A 19,852-nucleotide genomic window follows, 5' to 3' on the forward strand; every position below is an offset into this window, starting at 1 on the left:
CCTACAGGTGGAACTGGATAACTCAGTTCTTGCGCGGCAGCAGGCCACGTTCGGCGGCCATGCGGTACAGGTCGAGTTCCGAGCCGGCGCCCAGCTTGCCCATCAGGCTGGCGCGGTGGATGTAGACGGTCTTCTGGCCGATGCCCAGTTCGCCGGCGACCTGCTTGGGTGCGCGGCCCGCCGCCAGCAGCAGGAATACCTCGCGTTCGCGGGCGGTCAGGCGATGGATGGGGTCGCGCGATTCGCTCGGCCGTTCGGCGCGGCGCTTGCGCAGGTCGGAGCTGAGGAAGCATTCGCCCTGCATCACTGCACGCAGGCCGGCCACCAGTTCCTCCGGCGCCACGCCCTTGGTCACGTACCCGCTGGCGCCACGTCGCAGCGCTTCGGAAACATAGGGTTCGCCGTCGTGCATGCTCAGCACCACGATGCGCGTGTCCGCCGCCACGCTGCGCAGGTGCTCGATCAACGGCAGCCCGCTGCCGTCGGGCAGCGAGAGATCGAGCGCCACGAGGTCGGGTCGACGCTGGCCAACCGCCTCCACCGCATCGTCGGCGCTGCGGCATTCCGCAACGACCTCCAGATCCGGCTCCAGCTCGATCAGCCTCTTGAACCCCTCGCGTACGATGGCATGGTCATCGACCAGGACAATGCTGTACATGCCTGCATGTATAGCAGCCGAAAGGATGGCCGCCTATACCCCGTGACGCCGACAGGTAACATCGACTGCATGCCATCGAAATCTTCTGTTCTTCCTGCTACCGGTTTCCTGCTTGCCGTCGGCTATTTCCTGCTCTGGCTGCTGCTGTGGCCCACCGAGCAACCCTATTGGATGCTTCCCTACGGCCTGCGCTTCGGCGCCCTGCTGCTGGCCCCGATGCGCATGTGGCCCTGGCTGCTGGGTGCGGAGTTCGCGGCGACCGGGCTGCTGGCGGCCATCCATGGCCTGCCGCTGGGCTGGACGGGCTTTTTCTTAGGCGAGGTACCTGAACCCACGGTGGTGGCGATCTGCCTCTGGCTGATGCGCCGCGCCAAGCTGCACGCCAGCCTTCGCGATCCGGAAGACGTGGCGCGGCTGCTGTTGTCGGCCGCCTTCACCGTGGCCGCCACCACCGCCACCGATGCCGTCCTGCTGGCGCTGGTGCACGCCAGCCCGACCTCGGATCTGATGATCCAGGCGCTGGGACAGGACCTGCTGGGCAATTACGTCGGCGTGCTGCTGGTCGTGCCCCTGCTGGTGATGCTGATGCGCGCCCGCCTGGCCAAGCGGGCCATGGGACGGTTGCTGATGGACGGCTTGCTGGTGCTGGTGCCGTCCCTGGCGATCCTGATGGTGCTGTCCTCGCACGCGGCGCCGCAGCCGCAATTCGCCCGCGTGCTGTCGCTGGCGCCGGTGCTGTTCTTCGCGTTCCGCCATGGCTGGCGCGGCGCCAGCCTGTCCATGCTGATTTCCAGCCTGGGCATGACCCTCATGGATCATATTTCCGGCCACGGCATCCCCAGTGCCGCCGGCGAGCTGTTCCTCGCGGTGGCCGGCACGGGCGCGCTGATGCTCGGTTCGGCCACCGACGCGCTGCGCCGCAGCAGCGAGCGCGTGGCCGAGCAGAATGTCTACCTGGCCGCGGTAAACCGTCGCCTGGACCACCTCGCCCGCCAGCTGAGGGATGCCGCCCGCGGCAACCTGCAGGCGGAGGAAAACCAGCGCCGCCATATGGCCGCGGAGCTCCACGACGAGCTGGGCCAGAACCTCACCGCCATCCAGACCCACCTCAAGCTGGCCCAGTCGCGCCTCGCGCAGGCCGGCATGGACGACATCGGGGTCTCCATCAACGCGATCCTGGGCCATATGCGGCGCGCCCTGCACCGGCTGCTGGACGACCTGCGTCCCGCCGTCCTGGACGAATTCGGCCTGCTGCGCGCGCTGGACGAAGGCCCGATCCGCGACCTGCTCAACGCCGCAGGCGTCGCCTACCGCACCGAGCTGCGCGGCGACCCCCGTCTGCTGGACGACGACACTCGCACGGTGATCTATCGGCTGGTGCAGGAAAGCGCCACCAACGCGGTGAAACACGCCCATGCCGACGTGTTCCAGCTGCGCCTGCGCATCGGCGAGCGCCAGGGCACCGCGCTGGCCCTGCTGGATATCCGCGACAACGGCGTCGGCCTGCCCGTGCGCCTGCCCCGCGGCGGCCGCGGCCTGCAAGGCATGCGCGACCGCGTCACGGCGCTGGGCGGCTTGTTCCGCGTTCGCCCGGAGTCGCAGGGGGTACACCTGCGCGTATTGTTGCGAAGCAGCACGCAAACCAGTGACGTGGCGCGCACTTAAGACCGTTACATAGGAAATTTTCCAATACCGGACGTGTGAAGGCTTCGTTAGGCTCTCTCCATCGATGTGGGGGAGCCACCATCGCAAGATGGTGAGCCTTGCCAACCGTGGGGACGGTGGGCAAGAAGAGCGGCAGGATGCCGTTCCGCCGGAATCGGTGGCATGACCGGGTTGAGCGAGCAATTCGCCATCTCCAGGGGCCATCCGGTAACGGATCAAGCCGCAGGGCGGACAGGAGTCCTCCCGCGGCTTTTTTTATGGGCGAACGCCAGCCCTTTCACCTCGCCAGCACATAACGGCCGTCCCAGACTCACCGGGGATGCCAGACGGGCGGCCATGAAAAAAGCCGGCGGCGTTTCCGCCACCGGCTTCGGAACCTGCCCTGTCGGACCCCTACTTGGCCTTTTTGGGGCGTACGTAGAGCACGAGGCTGTGGTCTTCGATCACATAGCCGTGGCGCGCCGCGATTTCGTGCTGGAGGCGCTCGATCTCCTCGCTGACGAACTCGATGACCTTTCCGCTGTCCACATCGATCATGTGGTCATGATGCTTGCCGCGGTCCAATTCGTAGACGGCCTGCCCGCCTTCGAAATTGTGCTTGACGACGATGCCGGCGGCCTCGAACTGGGTGAGCACCCGGTACACCGTGGCCAGGCCGATGTCTTCCTGATGGGCGAGCAGCTTCTTGTAGACGTCTTCGGCGGTGAGGTGATGGGCCTCCTCGTCCTCGAAGATCTGCAGGATGCGCATGCGGGGATGCGTGACCTTCAACCCGGCTTTGCGCAGTTCTTTGGTTTCCTGTTCCATAGCAAGCTCCACGCACCACGGCGCCACGAGGCCGTTAGTGTATCATCCGACACCTTTACGATCCGGACGCAACACGCATGCATAAGCTGATTCGCACGCTGGGTTTCGCCATGCTGGCCGTCTCGCTGGCCAGCTGCCGTCTCATCTATACCCCTGACGTGCAGCAGGGCAACCTGCTCGACAAGAAGAACGTGGATCAGCTGCAGCCGGGCATGACCAAGCGCCAGGTGCTGGTACTGATGGGTTCGCCATCGGTGAACTCGCCGTTCAACCAGAACCAGTGGAATTACGTCTCCACCCAGCAGCACCGCGGTGGCGAAATCAAGATCCGCACGCTCACGCTCACCTTCAACAACGACTCGCTGGTGCGCACCGACGGCGACTTCTTCGCCGAAGACGCGCAGAAGCTGGTGAACGACACCAAGAAATACCACGCCAGCTATCCAGTCGACGAAACCAAGGGTGACAAGAACACCGGCAGCACGCCGCCGCCTGAAGGCAAGGACGGCGGCGACCAGGGCCACTGAGGCCATGCGCCGGCGTCAGCCCTCGTGGGCGCGACGCCGGCGTGCTTCCTTCGGATCGAGCGTAAGCGGCCGGTAGATTTCCACGCGGTCGCCTTCGCCCAGCACCTGATCCGGCGCAGCCTTGCGGGAAAAGATGCCCAGCCTCGCCGGGTCCACGACCAGCCCCGGAACGTCCCTGGCCAATCCTGAAGCCTCGATCGCCTGCATCACCGTGCTGCCCGCGGGCAAGCTCACGCGACGCACGACCTGCTGCGATGGCCCGGCGTAGACCACTTCGACGTGGAGCGACTCAGCCATAGGTGCGCTCCGCCTCGCGGCAGAAGTCGTCGACCATGCGACCAGCCAGCCCCTGGAAACCCAGCTTGAGCGCCGTACCGCCGAGCTTGCCGGCATAGTCGAAATCCAGCGCGAAAGAGATCTTGCAGCCGGCCTCGCCCAGTGCAATGAACTCGAACAGCCCATCGAGGCTGCGGAACGGCCCGTCCACCAGGCTCATGTGCAGGCGCTGCGGACGCACCGTGGTATTGCGGGTGGTGAAGCTCTGGCGAAAACCGGCGTACTTGAGATCCAGCCGCGCGACCAGCACATCATCGCCGCGCTCGAGGATCTCGGCGCCAACACACCAGGGGAAGCGCTTTGGGTATGCTTCGACCTCGTTCACCAGGTCGAACATCTGGGCCGGCGAATATCGCACCAGGGCGCTGCGGCGGATCTCGATCACATCAGCCTCTTATCGAATTCATCAGATCCACGCCTGTGTGGCCGGATCGCAAGTCAGGGCAAACAGCCCGAAGTTTAACGGACATGGCCAAGGCTAAGGACAAAGACAAGCAAGGCGGCGGAACGATCGCGCTCAACAAGCGCGCCCGCCACGAGTACCACATCGACCAGCGCTTCGAGGCCGGCATCGAGCTGCAGGGCTGGGAGGTGAAGTCGCTGCGCGCCGGCCGCATCAACTTCGGCGACAGCTACGCCATGGTCATCGCCAACGAGATCCAGCTGGTGGGCACTTCCATCCCGCCGCTGATCAGCGCGTCCACGCATGTGATCGCCAACGATCGCCGCACGCGCAAGCTGCTGCTGCATCGCGCGGAAATCGACACGCTGATCGGCGCCGTCGAACGCAAGGGCTACACCCTCATCCCCACGGCCATGTACTGGAAAGGCAACAAGGTAAAGGTCGAGCTGGGCCTGGCCAAGGGCAAGCAGGCCCATGACAAGCGCGAGACGGAAAAGGAACGCGACTGGCAGCGCGAAAAGCAGCGCACCATGCGCGCGCACAACCGCTCAGCCTGATTTGCCCCAACGCATGCCGGGCTCTCCCTCGGAGAGCCCCACCACGTCCTCGTGCAGCGTCATGTTCATGGCGTCCACCGACGTGCCGAAGCCGAAGCGCTCATACATCTTGTGGGCCGCGGCGGTGGAATGCAGGTTCATCGAATCCACCTCGTGCTCCCGCGCGGCAGCCCCAACCGCGGCCAACAATGCATTGGCGATGCCCTGGCGGCGATGGGTCGGCTTCACATACATGTTGAGCACATACCAGCCCAGGCCACGGCGGAAGTAGGCCGAAGGGAGATGCGTATACGGATGCACCGCGACGCACCCCGCCGCCCGCCCATCCACCTCCGCCAGCCAGAACAGCAGGCGCCCCTCGGGAACCGCCTCCTCGATCCAGCCATGCAAATCGTCGGCAAAGCCCGCCGGCAGTTCCTGATGAAGCTCCTGTTCCAGAAACGCGCAACGCAACTGAGTCAGCACACCTGCATCGGACAGCCCAGCCTGGCGAACTCGCAGCATGGCCCTTCCCTTCCGGTGGTGGTCGGCGCCACACGATAGCCTTGATCTACCGCCTTGATGAAAGCCCTCCCGCCTCCATATACTGACTGACCAGCATCAGTTTCCCCGGGGGTGTCATGGCTTCGACGGGGGTAGTGAGATGGCTTGGTGCATGCCGAGGGGGCAGCTTTCCTCGTTAATCCAGCGGCAAAACTCATAGTTGCCAACGACGACAACTACGCTCTGGCCGCTTAAGGCCTAGCCCCGAACCCACTTGTGCTCGTGCTCGTGGATGTAGGGTCATTATCACGAGATCGCCCGAAGCCGCCGCCTGTCGGCAAGGGTTAAATCAAGCAGGCTGGTCCTTCGATGCGCTTTGCACGCTGTGCTGTCGCGGGACGAGATCCAACAGCGAGCTAAGCATGTAGTACCGGGCGTCAAACGCCTTCGGACGCGGGTTCGACTCCCGCCACCTCCACCATCAAAGAGAAAGCCCGGCGAGAAATCGCCGGGCTTTTTTCCTGGGCGTAGAGCGAACATGCCCGCTCGTTCACGAGAGCCGCCTGGCGACGCGCGTTACCATTAGTCGAGCCGCTCAGGAGACCTATCGCTTGAAGCCCACTCGTCTCATTGCCATCGCCGGCATCGTCATACTCGTTGCCTTGCTTGTCTGGTGGCAGCGCCACGAGAACGATCTGCGACGACGGGGGCTCTCGAGCGGGCATGGCACGTCGGTGGAATTGCCGCGCTAACCCACCACCCGTGCGGCACACGCTCTCCGCGCCCGGCGAACGAGATCAGCGTGCCTCGTCCGCGCACTCTTCCGTTGGCCTGAGCTGGACGAACGAGAGCGAATGGCTCCGCAGCAATGGCATCGATGACGCACTCATCACTCGTATTGCAGCGCCCTCACCACCGACAGTCGCATGGCTTGCCGCGCCGACCATGCGCAAGCGATCAGCGAGACGATGATTACCAACGCCAACCAACGCAGAGCGCCGGCCGGTTCGGGCAGCAGGGAAGCAGGCACCGGGAACATGACGCTGGCGAAGCCGCGAGGGCGGTTGAGGCGAGCCCCTCTTCTCTCTGCGCGAGGCTCCGCCTCGCGTCAAAGAAGCGGGCGCCAACGAACGGTTACCAGGTGAGTCTCAGTGAAAACAGTATCGCCAGGGCAATGATCAACGACACGACGTCCAATGCGGCAAGAACGAGCCATCGTGCGGCACGAGTGACTCCGGCCCAGAGCGACCCGCGGCTCTCTTCTGCTTGAGCTGGCTTGTCCATGCGAAGGCCGTCTTTTGATCGATGTGGAACGTAGTGTATTCGTAACGCCCACCGTTTGAAGTGCGGTGCATCGGCTTGGCGCGGCCTACGACTTATAGGAGGAGAGGCTCGTTGAACGCCCTCCAGCCTGGTCTCTCTTCTCGTTGTCCGCAGTCTTTGCAAGCGCGGGATGAAACCCTCGGAAGCGGACACCCTTGAGGTTGCAACAATCAGCCTGCGTCCAGGTCAGGCCCGGTTGACCGCAAGTCAAAAGGTTTCCGACCGCAATGGCTACAACGCACCTGCTGTCCCGACCCATGCTCGGAAATACTTCACAGCACGAGGTCGAATCGCCTGCGCATTTCACGCAGACCGATCTTGGTTACGGACAGGACACGACTCTCGAAGTCCTTGACCACCCATTTGCGCTGCAAGGCAATGCTCAACAGACCGGCGCCGACTGCTCCGGCAAGATGCGGCCTCCGTTCGCTCCAGTCCAAACAGTCGCACGCGAAACGGCGCCGCTGCGCGCGCGCGGCGGAAACGTCCATGCCCAACTTTGACAACTCATCTGTTCCTTCAACAGTAAGGTCGTAGAGACCCTTGCTGCCATGTACGTCCGACAACCAGCCCATCGCCCGCAAACGGTCACGCAGCGCGACGCCCAAGGCGCCAGCCATATGGTCATAGCATGTGCGCGCAGCGCGCATGCGCTCCGGGGTATTGGGCTCAAACGTCCCTATCGGTCCGCCCGCGATCACCGTAAGCGCCTCTATGGCAGCGGCAACCTGATGATCGTGCAGACTGTAGTAGCGGTGCCTGCCTTGCACATGCATCAACACCAGACGGCGCTCGCGCAATTTGGCCAGATGGACGCTGGCCGTGGACGGATTGACCCCGGCAACCAGTGCGAGCTCGGTACTGGTTCGCGCGCGGCCATCCAGTAGTGCGCATAGCATGCGCGTTCGCGCCGGCTCCGCGATCGCCGCGGCCATTTCGGAGACTGCTGCCTCGGGGTGCTCTGCTTCCATAGTTTGATCGTCAGCGAAGTGTAGGGTTTGAAGTAGCGAGAACATCTTCGGCATGAAAACCGAAGATCAAGTCGACAGCGACCAACAAGCCCATTCGTCACCGCTTTCCGTGGCGCATGACATGAAGCGTCGCAGATTTCTTTCAGGAACCGCCGCGCTGGCGGCCTTCTGCATTGCCGCATCTTCCGGCTTCGACGCGTTTGCCGGACCAACCCAACCGCAAGTCGGATTCCCTTCGCGACGCACACCGGGGAGCGTTCCCATGACCATGCTTTGCATCATCCGCTACGAGATCGATCCCTTTCAACGCGACGCTTTCAAGCACTACGCTGAACAATGGGGCCGCATCATTCCCCGGTGCGGCGGTCATCTGGTCGGCTACTTCCTGCCGTGGCAAGGCACCAATTATGTCGGCTGGGGACTGATCGCACTCGAGAGCCTGAGCGCGTACGAAACATACCAGGAACGATTGCGGCAAGACCCTGACGCGCAGAAAAACTTCGCATTCGCACACGAAAAGCGCTTCATCTCCAAGGAAGAACGGAACTTCGTCGAGGTCGTGGACGGGACGTTTGACATACCCGCCATGAAACCGTGAAGAGAACGGGCATCATCGGCTGGGGGATGGGTCCAAGCCGCTTCTAGGCGATGAAGTAACGACAGTAGCTTCACGAACAGTCCTAGCGCTTCCACTTCCCTACTCCATCCCATTACATCCTGGAAGTCAGCTCCGGGTCGGAAGCCGCCCCTTCAATTGCCAATTTTTCTGGGAATTTCTTGCTCAAAGTACGAGACGGCACCCTGGGCCTTGAACAGATATACCGCTGCTGCCGCCACCAGTAAGAGTCCAACCAATCCGAGCGTTGGGTTTCCCATGACCGGATAGGGGATGACAAGACCAACGGTAGCGAATGCTAGATAAAGAAAGCGCGCCCATCTCGCCTTCCTGAGAAGTGATACGCCGGCCAGTAGCCCGAAAATCCCGACAAGTGATGCAAATGGGCCCGCACCGCTGCTCCACCATTCCGCCTGAGAAACATGACGCCCCTCGATAGCGAAGGAATCGTTGGGCACCACGGACATGACAAGGAAGGTCACGCACGCCAACGCATGACCGGTCATGAGCCTAAGTAGCTTTGGCATCGCCCAAAAATTTGCCCACATGTAGTTCCCCCTGTGTCCCTTCCTCGGAAACCGAAAGTCCACGACCGAACAACATAGCTCCTAAGGTCTGCTACGGGTCGGAAGCGGACACCTCAAGGTTCACTTAACGCCCTCAAAAGGGCGGCCTTTAACGAGCCATGCACTTCGCTCTGTATATCCGAAATGCGCCATCCCATTGTTGTCTGCTTCAGAACATAGGTGAGGCGAACTCGTGTCTCAGCCTCTGACTTACACGCCGGCGTAGGTCCGCACGAGGCATCCATTTCGACCCTCACAACGTGCGGATCATCCGTGGCTTCTATGTTGATGTTACAGAACCCGGTGGGATCCATGCTGTCCCAAAGCGGGTCGTAACCCACCCAGTCAACAGCACAATCACTTCCCTTGCAGGCCCTGGACTTAACCCAAATGGCGGACAAGTCGCTGTCGAGATATCGCTCGAGCACAGGTTTTGGTGCGTCACCGATCCAAGGGTCCGGCCCGTCAATCATGGTTGCCTCCCATGAATAGTCTCGGTAGAGCCTTTTTACAGTGTCGGTCGCTTTCGAGTCGGGCGTTGAGGCCAATGAACTACTTATCAGGATTGCCAGCCCAGTTACAAACAGCCCAATCCGCCATTGGTGCCGAAGAGTGCCCACGAGTTCCCCTTTTGAAGCAACCCTCGAAATGTCAGTCACGGGTCGAAAGCGGGCTCTAGCCACTAGTCCCACCAGAAATACCAGTTATTAGCGGAGGTTAGTATCGCCGCGAGATTCCGTATGCTGTTTACGCCTTGGTGGACGATGTCCGCGCAATATACGAACTGTTCCTCCGCCAACCGCGTGGCTTGCTGCGGCGACTTCGGCGGATGCGCGACAGTGAACTCAATGACGTCGTCAGTCATCGAAGTGACCACTGCACCGTACAATTCGTACCATCGCTTAAAGAAGGCCAAATGTACCGTGGAGTCAGGACAGTCGTTCCATCCTCCTGGACGCAGAACAGCAGCCACCTCCCACGGTTCGGTCACTCTGCAGAGCGCAATGGCGACCTTGGGCAGGTAGGTTCCGCTGAGCACATCACGGACTGACGTTAATGGCTCAACCAGCTCCACGCCGGTGAGAGGGCCATCAGCAATGTAGTAATCGGGATCGCTGGCACGCCTGTCTCGGATCCACTTGTCGACATCAAGTGCCAACCCTTTGCGTTTCGTCTCATCGAAGCTCCCGTTGCTTCGAAGTAGGCTCGCCAGCGTCGCCAAGCGCGAAGGTTCGCCAAGCACGACAGGCACACACGATTCTCTCTTGCGCAATGCCGAAATCCGATCGGCCGCTTCTGCGCCTGGCACGATCTCATAATCGAAGGGCAGCTTCCCTCTACTGACCTTGATGTCAGTAGCCGTCGCCCTTGACCAGCGGCCCAATAACGGAACCGTCCCAAAGATGTGTGTTACGTATCGCAGGAAGCGTCGACGATCTCTTAGATCCGCGTCGTTAGTCACCTCTCCCCCCTGTGGTTGACCTCTGTCTACCCCTCGGCCAGGTCCGCTCTGGGTCGGGAGCGGACACCTACCACCGCCGGCAAGATCGTAGCCTAGGCAAACTCGAGCTCAGAAGTGTTGGTTAAACCCATAGCGGCGCCAGGTCATCAAGCCGCCCATCAGGAAGAACGCGCCCACGCCAATTGCCGCCCAGCCGTTCACGTGTCGCCATGACTCGGCTTCTTGAGTGTCGATAAATGAACGCCCCTCTATGGCGACACTCCAGATTTCGGGGTCACCGGGCGTCGAATAACGCAATGCAACGTGAGTGCCTATGTTCACTCGGTCACAGAGCTCCCGGGCACGGGGCAGTATGCCGGGATAGGGATACACCTCCGTCGAACCGGCGATTTCAAGTTCAACGGAAGCCATGTTCCCACGCCTTCCCTCCTCGCACCGCATGCTGGTTACGACGCCACTGACGTCAATCAGCTTTGAGGGGCTTGCGCGAAAATTGTCCACGGAAGACCAAAGCGCCACAATCGAAATAGCTGCGCAACCGACAATGAGGTAGCCGGACTTCTGCATAGGTAAGGCACCACCGGATGAAAATTTCATAGCGATCGACATGTCCGCTGTGGGTCGGAAGCGGACATAGCAGTTCAATTGGCAACCCTCAGGCTCAAAATCAGTTTACTTCCCATGATGCGCTTTTGAACAAAGGTGCAAAGCGCGAATACATTCCCAGCGCGTCACCATCGCCCTCGACGGTAAATAGCGCAACGCGGCCGCCACTGACCAGCATGAATTGAAGGTAGTACCCGGCATGGCCATCGTTAACGGTTTGGGTTGCCGTTGAATAGAGGAGACTGCCGTTATCAAGAACCGATCGCTTCAGTGGAATAACAACCTTTCCTTGGTCAGCGGCCAACTTTGGGAGGTCAATCTCAGCAAGTTGGTACATCCTGTTCCCAGGCGTCAGTTGCGTAGTACCAGCCTTGGGATTGAAGACGCTTACAAGCACGCCCGCTCCATCCTCCCCGGACAGAGCCGCCGTCACCTGTCCCTGGTTATCAATCCGTTGATAGCCATCCAGCCAGTCGATACGCAGACCACTAAATTCAAACTCTTCCGATCGGGCCGATCCGGATAGGCTGATAAGCAGAAGCATGGAAGCAACCAATGCGTACCTCATCCTTTTCCCCTTTGGATGACTATTGCGAGCGAGTTCAAATGGTCCGCTAGGGTCGGAAGCGGACATGCCCCTGCCACGAAGATCTCTTCTCATCGTCGAGCAGCCGCGAACAGTGCAATAAGGATGAGAACGCGCCCGGTGGGATAGCCGCCAAATTCGTCATCCTGGGATAGCGAGTCAAGCATCAGGCCCTCCTCCGTCGTGCGACTCGAAAGCGGCCTGGCATTCAGCGGGGCCGAACAGGTCTTCGTCCCCGCTGTATGCACCAACGGCGCTAGTGGCCAAGCGGCAGCACCGTGAACCGGTTGCACAGGAAGGTGGCTCCGGAGGCGTCCTTGGTCTTGGCGTAAGTCTTGTCGCGGACCGTGATCACTTCACCCTGGATGCAGCGCTGATCTTCATGCAGCAAGTCGGCGAAGCTACCGGGGCGCGGCGGCGTGTCGCCTTCGGCGCGCTTCTCCTCGCCGTAGCCAAGCCAGTAGCTGGCCCAGTCGGCGGGGGCAGTCGTTGGACTGGCGCCGGACTTTCCTGACTGATAGCCCAGGTCGTAGCTGCTGTGATCGATGGGTTTGAACTCCAGTGAGTTCACGGGCAATGCGTTCTTTTGAGGATCCGGATTTCGGTCGGGACGCACGCTCGAACTGTAGCTTCGCTGCACGATGAAACCCACGATGATGATGAGTCCAACCGTTGCCAATACCATGCCTTTCGATTGCATAAGCCCTACCCCCTGTTGGAAGACCGTTTGGAATCGACGAATGCGTAACTGCGTAAGCCAAGCTTTCCGCCTTTGAGGGCGGGCCTTGCATCTACATCCAGGAGACGTCGACGACGTCCACCTCCATTCCGTTGACCAAAGCCACCTCGTTGATGGCCTCGGCGTGGATGACCGCTTCGGAATGAGAGGTTTGATGGCTCAGCGCGATCTCCGGCCAGTGCCGTGTCGCGAGGTCGATGGCCTTTGAGAGCGCGGCATCCGCATCGCAGGCAGCGACGACGCCGTAGAGTTCGAAATCGGCGATGCCTTCGGCACGCAGGAAATCCTGCCCGACGGCCAAGACTGACCAAAGCCCCATATCCCCCCCTTTTTTCCAGCGCCGTCCCGCCAAGAAGGCGGGGACGCCTTGAATCCCCGGCACGGAGTATGGCAAGTCTGCGAACCGCATGGGAGTACCGCTACGGACGGACGGCCATCTAGCCGTCCACTCGGGTCGCCCTGGCCGCCCCGGGTGCCAGCCCCTCCGCGCTGACCGAACAAGCCGAGCGGGTGGAAGCCAGGGTTGAGCGTCAGGTCAATCGTCGACGGCCATCTCGTCGCGCCCCCACTATCGTGAGGTCATAACGCGCCTGCAGCACCAGCCAATAGGCCGGCGTAGGGTCCATGACGCAGGCCAGGCGCAGCGCGAACTCGGCGTTGATGCGGCGCTCGCCTCTCGCGATCTGCCGCAGCGACGAGACGGAAATGCCGGTGCGGCGGGCCAGCCAGGAGAGGGTCATGGTGCGGGGGCGCAGGTGGTCGTTCAGCAGCACGTCGCCGGGGCTGCGTAATGGATCGGATGGGTCGAAGTCCATCAGGGGATCGAGCTTGATGAGGTTCATGTGGGCTTCCTTTCCTGTCAGGCACGGCCCGATGACGGATTCAGCCTTACAGGCTTCCGTGTCGGCCAATACCGGGAGTCAATGTAAGCGATCGCTTTGGTGCAGCGCAGCGTCGGGCGGACGGATGCGCTGCGTGTGCGGTCACCCGGCGTGGAAAACGCTCATTTCGAGCTTGTTATCAAGCCTTCGGGACGAGCGAATGGGACGGCTGCGTTGCCGACGGCGGCTGTCGGCGTGCGCTGACGCCTGCAACTGCGAGCCACCCTGCCCCACGGCCATGCGCCGGCGGAACAGGAAGTGAGGGTGCCGATGAGGGGAAAGGACGGGCGAATGCGTCCCGTATGATCCTGGCTAGCCATGATCAACTCCGTTGAAGTTGTTGATGGTCAGCGGGTCGGTTGAGCTGCTACTCACTCGGCCCGCGCTTCTCGACCTTGCCGTCGAGGTCACGCGCGACATCGTTAGGCGATTCCACGCGCGACCATGAAACCGTAGCAAGCGCAGGCGAACACGCCTGTCGGCGTTGTTCTCGCGCGACCATCAGCATGCAGCGTAGCGACATAGCGGCGGATGTCCGTCGCGCTGCGCGTATCTCTCGACAGGCGCAACGCCAAATGCAGGCGGATGTACCGCCCTGAATCGAGAGCGGCATCGCGATTTCATCGGTGAAATCGCGCGCCGTCCCGCCGCATGCACTACGAGCGCAGCTTGTAGCCCGTGCGGAAGATCCAGCCGATCGCCACCGCACACACCACAAGAAACGCCATGGTCATGCCCGCGCTCAGCACCACGTTGACGTCGGAATGGCCATAGAAGCTCCAGCGGAACCCACTGATCAGATACACCACAGGATTGAACAGCGCGACCTTCTGCCAGAACGGCGGCAGCATGCCGATCGAGTAGAACGCGCCACCAAGGAACGTCAGTGGCGTGACCACCATCAGCGGGATCACCTGTAGCTTCTGGAAGTCATCGGCCCAGAGACCGATGATGAAGCCGAACGAGCTGAAGGTGACCGCGGTGAGCAGCAGGAAGGCCATCATCCACAGCGGGTGCATGATGCTGTAGGGCACGAAGAAACGTGCAGTCACGAGTATCAGCAAGCCCAGCATCACCGATTTGGTCGCGGCCGCACCGACATAGCCGAGCACCGCCTCGAACGGCGACACCGGCGCGGAGAGCAGTTCGTAGATGGTGCCCGACCATTTGGGCAGGTAGATGCCGAACGAGGCATTGGAAATGCTTTCGTTGAGCAGCGACAGCATGATCAGGCCGGGGATGATGAAGGCACCGTAGCTGGTGCCGCCGATTTCACCCATGCGCGACCCGATGGCCGTGCCGAACACGATGAAGTACAGCGAGGTCGACAGCACCGGCGACACAATGCTTTGCGTGAGCGTGCGAAAGGTGCGGGCCATCTCGAAACGGTAGATGGCACGAACGGCGGGCATGTTCATCGGGCACCCCGCACGAGGCTGACGAAGATGTCTTCGAGCGAGCTTTCCAATGTGTGCAGGTCCTTGAAGTCCACGCCTCGTTCTCCCAGCTTGCGCAGCAGGACGGCAATGCCGGTGTCGTCGCTCTGCGCATCGAATGTGTAGGTCAGCGTCGTGCCGTCTTCGGAAAGTTCGAGCGCATAGTCGCCCAACCCTTCGGGCAAGGCCTGCAAGGGCGTCTGCAGGCTGATGGAAAGCTGCTTCTTGCCCAGCTTGCGCATCAACACGTGCTTGTCCTCGACGAGGATCAGTTCGCCATGGTTGATGACGCCCACGCGATCGGCCATTTCCTCGGCCTCTTCGATGTAATGCGTGGTCAGGATGATGGTGACACCGGTTTCGCGCAGCTTGCGCACCATCTCCCACATGTCGTGGCGCAGCTCCACGTCCACGCCGGCCGTGGGTTCGTCCAGGAACAGGATGCTCGGTTCGTGCGCCAACGCCTTGGCGATAAGCACGCGGCGCTTCATGCCGCCGGACAGCGTCATGATCTTCGAGTCTTTCTTGTCCCACAGCGACAGATCGCGCAACACTTTTTCGATGTGCTGGTCGTTGCGGGCACGACCGAACAGGCCGCGGCTGAACCTTACCGATGCCCATACGGTTTCGAAGGCATCCGTGGACAGCTCTTGCGGCACCAGCCCGATCTTTGATCGCGTGATGCGATAGTCGCGCAACACGTCATGGCCATCGGCGCTCACTTCGCCCGAGCTTGGCTTGACGATGCCGCAGATGATGCTGATCAGCGTGGTCTTGCCTGCACCATTGGGGCCGAGGAGCGCGAAGATCTCTCCTTGCCGGATGTCGAGGTCGATCGGCTTCAGTGCCTGAAAGCCGCTGTTGTAGGTCTTGCTGACGCCTCGTATGGAAACTGCGTGGGGCGTCGTCGTGGCCTGTTCGCTCATTGCATTCCTTGGTCTGGCGTGTTGCGCAGCGTTGGGAGTCTACGCTTCATGGCTGGCGTGTCTAAAACCACGCGTTGGCTACGTGGTGTCATCGATGCGCCACTCATGGGCATCGCAAAGCGAGGTCGTCAGCTGATCCACAACGGCATCACTGCCGAGGATGTCCACTTCGGATCTCCGACCACACGTGACGCATCAAGCGATGGAGCCGGCGCCCGGCAGTTTCAACCCGACCTCATCGAAAGCGGCCACTTTTACGGACCATGCACCAGCTTGAAATACTGGGAGGGGGTATATAGGATACCCCCGTCTAGTATCGGGAGAACGCACATGCCGCATACCGCCGAAGAGAAAAAGCGTGTATTGACGCGCGTCCGGCGCGTTCGCGGCCAGCTGGATGCGCTCGAGACGGCGCTTGAGCATGGCGCCGAGTGCGGCCCCATCCTGCAGCAGATCGCGGCCGTGCGCGGGGCGATCAATGGCCTGATGGCCGGCGTGCTCGAAAGTCACCTGAGGGAAGCGTTTGCCCACATGGCACAAGCCAACGGCAAACCCGACAAGTCCATCGAAGAGGTGGTGTCCCTCGTGCGTTCCTATCTCCGTTAACTCTTCCCCGATGGCCGTTTCGCCGGCCATCCGACCATTCGCCCAGGATCATCGCCATGAAATCACGCGCTGCTGTTGCCTTCGAAGCGGGCAAGCCCCTGCAAATCGTCACCATCGACGTGGAACCGCCGCGCAAGGGCGAAGTGCTGATGAAGATCACCCACACCGGCGTCTGCCACACCGATGCGTTCACGCTTTCGGGCGACGATCCCGAAGGCATCTTCCCTGCCGTGCTCGGCCATGAAGGCGCAGGCATCGTGGTGGAAGTGGGCGAAGGCGTGACCAGCGTGAAGCCCGGCGACCATGTCATTCCGCTTTATACCGCCGAGTGCGGCGAATGCCTGTTCTGCAAGAGCGGCAAGACCAACCTGTGCGTGTCCGTGCGCGCCACGCAGGGCAAGGGCCTGATGCCGGATGGCACCACGCGTTTCAGCTACAACGGCCAGCCGATCTACCACTACATGGGCTGCTCCACCTTCAGCGAATACACGGTGGTGGCCGAAGTCTCGCTCGCCAAGATCCACCCGGATGCCAACCCCGAGCACGTCTGCCTGCTGGGTTGCGGCGTCACCACCGGCCTGGGCGCGGTGAAGAACACGGCCAAGGTGCAGGAAGGCGACAGCGTGGCCGTGTTCGGCCTGGGCGGCATCGGTCTGGCCGTGATCCAGGGCGCCAAGCTCGCCAAGGCCGGCCGCATCATCGCGATCGACACCAACCCGGGCAAATTCGACCTGGCGCGCTCGTTCGGCGCCACCGACGTCGTGAATCCGAAGGACTACGACAAGCCGATCCAGCAAGTCATCGTCGACATGACCGGCTGGGGCGTGGACCACAGCTTCGAATGCATCGGCAACGTCAACGTGATGCGCGCCGCGCTCGAATGCGCGCATCGTGGCTGGGGCCAGTCGATCATCATCGGTGTGGCGGGCGCAGGTCAGGAAATCTCCACCCGCCCCTTCCAGCTCGTTACTGGCCGCCGTTGGATGGGCACGGCGTTCGGCGGCGTCAAGGGCCGCTCACAGCTGCCGGGCATGGTGGAAGACTCCATGGCCGGCAAGATCCAGCTGGCGCCGTTCGTGACGCATACCAAACCGCTCACGGACATCAATGAAGCCTTCGACCTGATGCATGAGGGCAAGTCGATTCGCACGGTGGTGCATTTTTGAGAACGCTTGCCCGTTCATGCACAGCGAATGCCTCGGTGAAGAATAGAGCCAGCGACCGCGTTCGGTGGTCAACTTCACCGACGAGTAAATGGAGAGCGCAGCATCACGGATGATGCTGCGCTCCGCCCGACCGACTGGCTGATTCTCGCGCTCGGACGCCCGGTGTCCTTCGGTAGCCGTTTGTGAAGTGCAGCGTCCCTTACATGTTTACGAGCACGGAGCCTCAGTGCTGCCCCGTAGTCACGCCGATGCTTGCGTTGCCACTGGCCTGCGTCGAGCCGGACGCGCCGCCAGTCGCATCGCCTGGGCCATTGTCACGAACGTCGACAGCGGTGTGGCCATTGGCGTCAGCCGAGGTGTTCCGGCCTGACGCATCATGGCTGGAACTCGCGCTGCCGCCGATGACGCCAGCGCCCATCAAACTGCCGGCGTGGCCTGCACTATCGCCCGAGGCTTGGGACGACTGGGCCGATGTTCCCGCTTGCTGCGACGTTTGAGCGATGCCCTGACCATTCGCGCTCGTTGAGGCCGCCTGCACGGCATTGCCAGTGGCCTGCTTGACCGCCTCGCCGCCGGCCGCAGTTGCAACACCCGCCAGCACAGCCGCCCCGTTGGACGCGTTCTGCGTGCGATCGATTGCGGTATTGGCGCCTTGTTTGGCCGTCGATACGGCTGAGCCGGTACGGTCCATCACCTGTCCCGCGGCATTTCCTATGGACCGCCGCACGCCAGCGGTCGTCGCAGCGGGGTCTGCTGCGCCATCGAGCGCAGCGTGCGTGCCATTGCCACTTGTGACGGCGACATCAGCGGCAGCATCGCCAGCCGCACGACCATTCACTGGATGGGATGTCCGGGTCGCGGTATCCGTCGCCGATCGACTGACTGCCTCCGTGCGTTGCCGCACTGCCCCGGCACGCCGCTGGACGTCATGCAGATCCGGCATGCCCATGTTCCCCATGCCGCGCATCGAGCCGCCGATCTGACCGCCCACCGGGCCTATGGCGGACTGGCCTCGGCCGGCGAGTCCTCCGCCCATGCCGCCGCCAAGAACCTGGGCGTGTGCAGTGGCGGCCGTGATCAGGGCAACGGCACCTGCGCGCAGAGCGATGCAAAGCGTCTTCTTGTGGAGCTGGTTTCGCATGTGTGGATCTCCTGCCTGAAGCGAATGCCAGGCTTGCAGAGTCCTCTACGTTCGCGATTTGCGGATCCTTCCCCCGCCAAGGGCTGCCGTTGGTCCGCATTCAGGTTCAGGGCGACAGCACGCCATGGCCGCAGCGCGGATCATGGCCGGAGGGATCGAGCGCGCGAGCTTCTCCGATGAGGTGCTGAAGTACCCGTGCGGGGGCCCCCGGGCTTGGTACTTCCGTCCAATGCGCTGCCTTGTGCGCCACAATGGGCGCAGCAAACGACGTACCACGCAGGGTGTCACGCCCGCTACCGATCACTCCGGATGCGCAGAAGGCAACCTGATCGCCGCTGGCAGACTCGGGTAGCACACGACCGCGCGCGTCGACGCCGCCGACACCAATCACACCCGGATAGGCCGCCGGAAACAGCGGCGGTGCCGCCGGGCCGTCGTTGCCCGCCGCACTGACCAGCACGTGGCCGCGCGCGAGCATGGCCTGTATGGCACGCGCGAGTACCGGGTTGTCAGGACCAACCAAGCTGATGTTGATCACGGGCACATGCTTGCTTGCCATCCACGCCAACGCCTCCACCAGTTGGGACGTGGCACCGCCGACCGTGTCTCCGCACCAGAGATCGGCTGCAAACAATTCGCCTGCTTCGCCATCGACAAGCCGTGCGGCGACGGCCGTGCCGTGTCGCGAAGGCTTTGGCGTACCGCAGCCGTGTTGCTCGACGTGTGCATGCACCAGTGCAGGATTCGTCGTATCGACGCCACCGTCGATCAGCCCCAAGCGCCTCACCTCCTCCGGCGGGGATATCGACGACGTTGCCTGCGCAGGGTCTTCGCTGTTGCCTGCTGGCAGATAGAGATGCTGGTACGTAAACGTCGCCGCCGGCGCAGCCTGTCGCAGGATACGCATGGCCTCTTCCGCCCGGAGATTGCGGGTATCGCGAAGCACGACAAAACTCAGCTCCGGCACGGCGTCGATCGACACCTCATGCGCCTTGCTGAAGCCAAGCGCCAACACCGCATCGAGTGACGCACCCGAAAGATTCATGGCGAGAAATTCACCGCGAAGGATCGGCGCACCCTGCGGATCCATGTCGACGCGCCTGCCCTCTTTGCGCAGCAGCGCATTGATCTGCACCGTCCGTGTGAGCGCCAAGGAACGCTGCAGCACATTGTCGATGCCCTGCAGATTCGCGCTTGGCAGGGGCATCGGCAGGCGGGTGTTGATAGGCGCCTGCAAACCCGTTAGCCGCTGCGCGGGCCCCAGCACTTGCGCGTGTATCGGCGCGGCGGCCGCCAAGATCCACGCCACGGACAAGCCAAGAACGGACCAGCGGGAAGTACGGCGCAAAGGCATCGCCAGGGGCCTCCAGGGCAACGGGGCCGGATGCTAG

24 protein-coding genes and 1 other RNA gene are annotated in these 19,852 nt (G+C 62.1%); 8 read left to right on the forward strand and 17 right to left on the reverse strand.

Features of this window, described 5'->3' with window-relative positions:
* Positions 1 to 22: 22 nt before the first annotated feature.
* A complete protein-coding gene (locus tag CA260_RS12825) occupies positions 23 to 658 on the reverse strand; it encodes a response regulator transcription factor (protein ID WP_111983485.1) in 636 nt (211 codons plus the stop codon).
* A 69-nt stretch (positions 659 to 727) separates the two neighbouring features.
* Between CA260_RS12825 and CA260_RS12830 the strand changes: the two genes are divergently transcribed.
* Positions 728 to 2,323 carry an MASE1 domain-containing sensor histidine kinase gene (locus tag CA260_RS12830; protein WP_111984376.1) on the forward strand — a complete coding sequence of 532 codons (1,596 nt, stop codon included), beginning with the start codon at positions 728 to 730 and terminating at the stop codon, positions 2,321 to 2,323.
* Between the two features lie 393 nt (positions 2,324 to 2,716).
* On the opposite strand, the gene fur is transcribed toward CA260_RS12830, so the two are convergent.
* Positions 2,717 to 3,130 (reverse strand): ferric iron uptake transcriptional regulator, encoded by a 414-nt coding sequence (gene fur, locus CA260_RS12835; protein WP_038617064.1) that lies wholly within the window; start codon positions 3,128 to 3,130, stop codon positions 2,717 to 2,719.
* Between the two features lie 77 nt (positions 3,131 to 3,207).
* On the opposite strand from fur, the gene CA260_RS12840 reads away from it, so the two are divergent.
* A complete protein-coding gene (locus tag CA260_RS12840; protein WP_111983486.1) occupies positions 3,208 to 3,657 on the forward strand; it encodes an outer membrane protein assembly factor BamE in 450 nt (149 codons plus the stop codon).
* Between the two features lie 15 nt (positions 3,658 to 3,672).
* On the opposite strand, the gene CA260_RS12845 is transcribed toward CA260_RS12840, so the two are convergent.
* Together CA260_RS12845 and CA260_RS12850 are read right to left on the reverse strand one after the other, a co-directional pair.
* Positions 3,673 to 3,954, reverse strand: a complete 282-nt coding sequence (locus CA260_RS12845) for an RnfH family protein (protein ID WP_111983487.1) — start codon at positions 3,952 to 3,954, stop codon at positions 3,673 to 3,675.
* Positions 3,947 to 4,378: a type II toxin-antitoxin system RatA family toxin gene (locus CA260_RS12850; protein WP_038617061.1), complete on the reverse strand. Its 432-nt coding sequence runs from the start codon at positions 4,376 to 4,378 to the stop codon at positions 3,947 to 3,949. Before CA260_RS12850 ends, CA260_RS12845 begins: the two co-directional genes overlap by 8 nt.
* An 83-nt stretch (positions 4,379 to 4,461) precedes the next feature.
* Between CA260_RS12850 and smpB the strand changes: the two genes are divergently transcribed.
* Positions 4,462 to 4,953, forward strand: a complete 492-nt coding sequence (gene smpB / locus CA260_RS12855; protein WP_111983488.1) for an SsrA-binding protein SmpB — start codon at positions 4,462 to 4,464, stop codon at positions 4,951 to 4,953.
* On the opposite strand, the gene CA260_RS12860 is transcribed toward smpB, so the two are convergent.
* Positions 4,945 to 5,457: a GNAT family N-acetyltransferase gene (locus tag CA260_RS12860; RefSeq protein ID WP_111983489.1), complete on the reverse strand. Its 513-nt coding sequence runs from the start codon at positions 5,455 to 5,457 to the stop codon at positions 4,945 to 4,947. The two genes, smpB and CA260_RS12860, sit on opposite strands and share 9 nt — an antisense overlap.
* A 107-nt stretch (positions 5,458 to 5,564) precedes the next feature.
* Between CA260_RS12860 and ssrA the strand changes: the two genes are divergently transcribed.
* Together ssrA and CA260_RS21180 are read left to right on the forward strand one after the other, a co-directional pair.
* Positions 5,565 to 5,917: a transfer-messenger RNA gene (gene ssrA, locus CA260_RS12865) on the forward strand.
* A 130-nt stretch (positions 5,918 to 6,047) separates the two neighbouring features.
* Positions 6,048 to 6,188, forward strand: coding sequence for a hypothetical protein (locus CA260_RS21180; protein WP_172461838.1), 141 nt, complete (start codon positions 6,048 to 6,050; stop codon positions 6,186 to 6,188).
* 843 nt (positions 6,189 to 7,031) lie between these two features.
* Here the strand turns inward: CA260_RS21180 and CA260_RS12870 are convergent.
* A complete protein-coding gene (locus tag CA260_RS12870; RefSeq protein ID WP_202864094.1) occupies positions 7,032 to 7,784 on the reverse strand; it encodes an ArsR/SmtB family transcription factor in 753 nt (250 codons plus the stop codon).
* Between CA260_RS12870 and CA260_RS21365 the strand changes: the two genes are divergently transcribed.
* Positions 7,783 to 8,328, forward strand: coding sequence for an NIPSNAP family protein (locus CA260_RS21365; RefSeq protein ID WP_238149754.1), 546 nt, complete (start codon positions 7,783 to 7,785; stop codon positions 8,326 to 8,328). The genes CA260_RS12870 and CA260_RS21365 overlap by 2 nt on opposite strands.
* Positions 8,329 to 8,480: 152 nt before the next feature.
* Here CA260_RS21365 and CA260_RS12880 read toward each other — a convergent pair whose 3' ends face one another.
* The 9 genes from CA260_RS12880 to CA260_RS12920 form a co-directional block, all read right to left on the reverse strand.
* Complete coding sequence (locus CA260_RS12880; protein WP_111983491.1) at positions 8,481 to 8,894, reverse strand: hypothetical protein; 414 nt, start codon at positions 8,892 to 8,894, stop codon at positions 8,481 to 8,483.
* Between the two features lie 700 nt (positions 8,895 to 9,594).
* Positions 9,595 to 10,374: a DUF4253 domain-containing protein gene (locus tag CA260_RS12885; RefSeq protein WP_111983492.1), complete on the reverse strand. Its 780-nt coding sequence runs from the start codon at positions 10,372 to 10,374 to the stop codon at positions 9,595 to 9,597.
* A gap of 108 nt (positions 10,375 to 10,482) precedes the next feature.
* Positions 10,483 to 10,785, reverse strand: a complete 303-nt coding sequence (locus tag CA260_RS20940; RefSeq protein WP_146745347.1) for a hypothetical protein — start codon at positions 10,783 to 10,785, stop codon at positions 10,483 to 10,485.
* Positions 10,786 to 11,041: 256 nt separating this feature from the next.
* Complete coding sequence (locus CA260_RS12895; RefSeq protein WP_111983494.1) at positions 11,042 to 11,524, reverse strand: hypothetical protein; 483 nt, start codon at positions 11,522 to 11,524, stop codon at positions 11,042 to 11,044.
* A gap of 298 nt (positions 11,525 to 11,822) precedes the next feature.
* Entirely contained in the window at positions 11,823 to 12,251 is a 429-nt protein-coding gene (locus CA260_RS12900) for a hypothetical protein (RefSeq protein ID WP_111983495.1), read from the reverse strand.
* 106 nt (positions 12,252 to 12,357) lie between these two features.
* A complete protein-coding gene (locus CA260_RS12905; protein WP_146745348.1) occupies positions 12,358 to 12,714 on the reverse strand; it encodes a hypothetical protein in 357 nt (118 codons plus the stop codon).
* A 121-nt stretch (positions 12,715 to 12,835) separates the two neighbouring features.
* Positions 12,836 to 13,147: a HigA family addiction module antitoxin gene (locus CA260_RS12910; RefSeq protein ID WP_111983497.1), complete on the reverse strand. Its 312-nt coding sequence runs from the start codon at positions 13,145 to 13,147 to the stop codon at positions 12,836 to 12,838.
* A gap of 695 nt (positions 13,148 to 13,842) precedes the next feature.
* Entirely contained in the window at positions 13,843 to 14,604 is a 762-nt protein-coding gene (locus CA260_RS12915; protein ID WP_111983498.1) for an ABC transporter permease, read from the reverse strand.
* On the reverse strand, positions 14,601 to 15,548 hold the full coding sequence (locus CA260_RS12920) for an ABC transporter ATP-binding protein (RefSeq protein ID WP_111983499.1): 948 nt from the start codon (positions 15,546 to 15,548) through the stop codon (positions 14,601 to 14,603). The genes CA260_RS12915 and CA260_RS12920 overlap by 4 nt, the downstream gene beginning before the upstream one ends.
* Positions 15,549 to 15,878: 330 nt before the next feature.
* Here CA260_RS12920 and frmR point away from each other — a divergent pair, with 330 nt between their 5' ends.
* Positions 15,879 to 16,154 carry a formaldehyde-responsive transcriptional repressor FrmR gene (gene frmR / locus CA260_RS12925; RefSeq protein WP_111983500.1) on the forward strand — a complete coding sequence of 92 codons (276 nt, stop codon included), beginning with the start codon at positions 15,879 to 15,881 and terminating at the stop codon, positions 16,152 to 16,154.
* Positions 16,155 to 16,210: 56 nt separating this feature from the next.
* Entirely contained in the window at positions 16,211 to 17,320 is a 1,110-nt protein-coding gene (locus tag CA260_RS12930; protein WP_111983501.1) for an S-(hydroxymethyl)glutathione dehydrogenase/class III alcohol dehydrogenase, read from the forward strand.
* A gap of 223 nt (positions 17,321 to 17,543) precedes the next feature.
* Here CA260_RS12930 and CA260_RS12935 read toward each other — a convergent pair whose 3' ends face one another.
* A complete protein-coding gene (locus tag CA260_RS12935; RefSeq protein WP_111983502.1) occupies positions 17,544 to 18,461 on the reverse strand; it encodes a hypothetical protein in 918 nt (305 codons plus the stop codon).
* Between the two features lie 106 nt (positions 18,462 to 18,567).
* Positions 18,568 to 19,815, reverse strand: a complete 1,248-nt coding sequence (locus tag CA260_RS12940) for a S8 family serine peptidase (RefSeq protein ID WP_111983503.1) — start codon at positions 19,813 to 19,815, stop codon at positions 18,568 to 18,570.
* Between the last annotated feature and the right edge of the window lie 37 nt (positions 19,816 to 19,852).

The sequence above is a fragment of the Dyella jiangningensis genome, from assembly GCF_003264855.1.
GTDB classification, from domain to species: Bacteria; Pseudomonadota; Gammaproteobacteria; order Xanthomonadales; family Rhodanobacteraceae; genus Dyella; species Dyella jiangningensis_C.

Bases quoted from the DNA above. Each gene is read 5' to 3' on its own strand.
- CA260_RS12830 (WP_111984376.1), top strand. From the start codon at position 728: ATGCCATCGAAATCTTCTGTTCTTCCTGCTACCGGTTTCCTGCTTGCC.
- CA260_RS12870 (WP_202864094.1), bottom strand. From the start codon at position 7,784: ATGCCGAAGATGTTCTCGCTACTTCAAACCCTACACTTCGCTGACGAT.
- CA260_RS12930 (WP_111983501.1), top strand. From the start codon at position 16,211: ATGAAATCACGCGCTGCTGTTGCCTTCGAAGCGGGCAAGCCCCTGCAA.
- frmR (WP_111983500.1), top strand. From the start codon at position 15,879: ATGCCGCATACCGCCGAAGAGAAAAAGCGTGTATTGACGCGCGTCCGG.
- CA260_RS12895 (WP_111983494.1), bottom strand. From the start codon at position 11,524: ATGCTTCTGCTTATCAGCCTATCCGGATCGGCCCGATCGGAAGAGTTT.
- CA260_RS21365 (WP_238149754.1), top strand. From the start codon at position 7,783: ATGAAAACCGAAGATCAAGTCGACAGCGACCAACAAGCCCATTCGTCA.
- CA260_RS12940 (WP_111983503.1), bottom strand. From the start codon at position 19,815: ATGCCTTTGCGCCGTACTTCCCGCTGGTCCGTTCTTGGCTTGTCCGTG.
- CA260_RS12845 (WP_111983487.1), bottom strand. From the start codon at position 3,954: ATGGCTGAGTCGCTCCACGTCGAAGTGGTCTACGCCGGGCCATCGCAG.
- CA260_RS12900 (WP_111983495.1), bottom strand. From the start codon at position 12,251: ATGGTATTGGCAACGGTTGGACTCATCATCATCGTGGGTTTCATCGTG.
- CA260_RS12910 (WP_111983497.1), bottom strand. From the start codon at position 13,147: ATGAACCTCATCAAGCTCGATCCCCTGATGGACTTCGACCCATCCGAT.
- CA260_RS12935 (WP_111983502.1), bottom strand. From the start codon at position 18,461: ATGCGAAACCAGCTCCACAAGAAGACGCTTTGCATCGCTCTGCGCGCA.
- CA260_RS12920 (WP_111983499.1), bottom strand. From the start codon at position 15,548: ATGAGCGAACAGGCCACGACGACGCCCCACGCAGTTTCCATACGAGGC.
- CA260_RS12880 (WP_111983491.1), bottom strand. From the start codon at position 8,894: ATGTGGGCAAATTTTTGGGCGATGCCAAAGCTACTTAGGCTCATGACC.
- CA260_RS12840 (WP_111983486.1), top strand. From the start codon at position 3,208: ATGCATAAGCTGATTCGCACGCTGGGTTTCGCCATGCTGGCCGTCTCG.
- CA260_RS20940 (WP_146745347.1), bottom strand. From the start codon at position 10,785: ATGGCTTCCGTTGAACTTGAAATCGCCGGTTCGACGGAGGTGTATCCC.
- CA260_RS12915 (WP_111983498.1), bottom strand. From the start codon at position 14,604: ATGAACATGCCCGCCGTTCGTGCCATCTACCGTTTCGAGATGGCCCGC.
- smpB (WP_111983488.1), top strand. From the start codon at position 4,462: ATGGCCAAGGCTAAGGACAAAGACAAGCAAGGCGGCGGAACGATCGCG.
- fur (WP_038617064.1), bottom strand. From the start codon at position 3,130: ATGGAACAGGAAACCAAAGAACTGCGCAAAGCCGGGTTGAAGGTCACG.
- CA260_RS12860 (WP_111983489.1), bottom strand. From the start codon at position 5,457: ATGCTGCGAGTTCGCCAGGCTGGGCTGTCCGATGCAGGTGTGCTGACT.
- CA260_RS12825 (WP_111983485.1), bottom strand. From the start codon at position 658: ATGTACAGCATTGTCCTGGTCGATGACCATGCCATCGTACGCGAGGGG.
- CA260_RS12905 (WP_146745348.1), bottom strand. From the start codon at position 12,714: ATGCGGTTCGCAGACTTGCCATACTCCGTGCCGGGGATTCAAGGCGTC.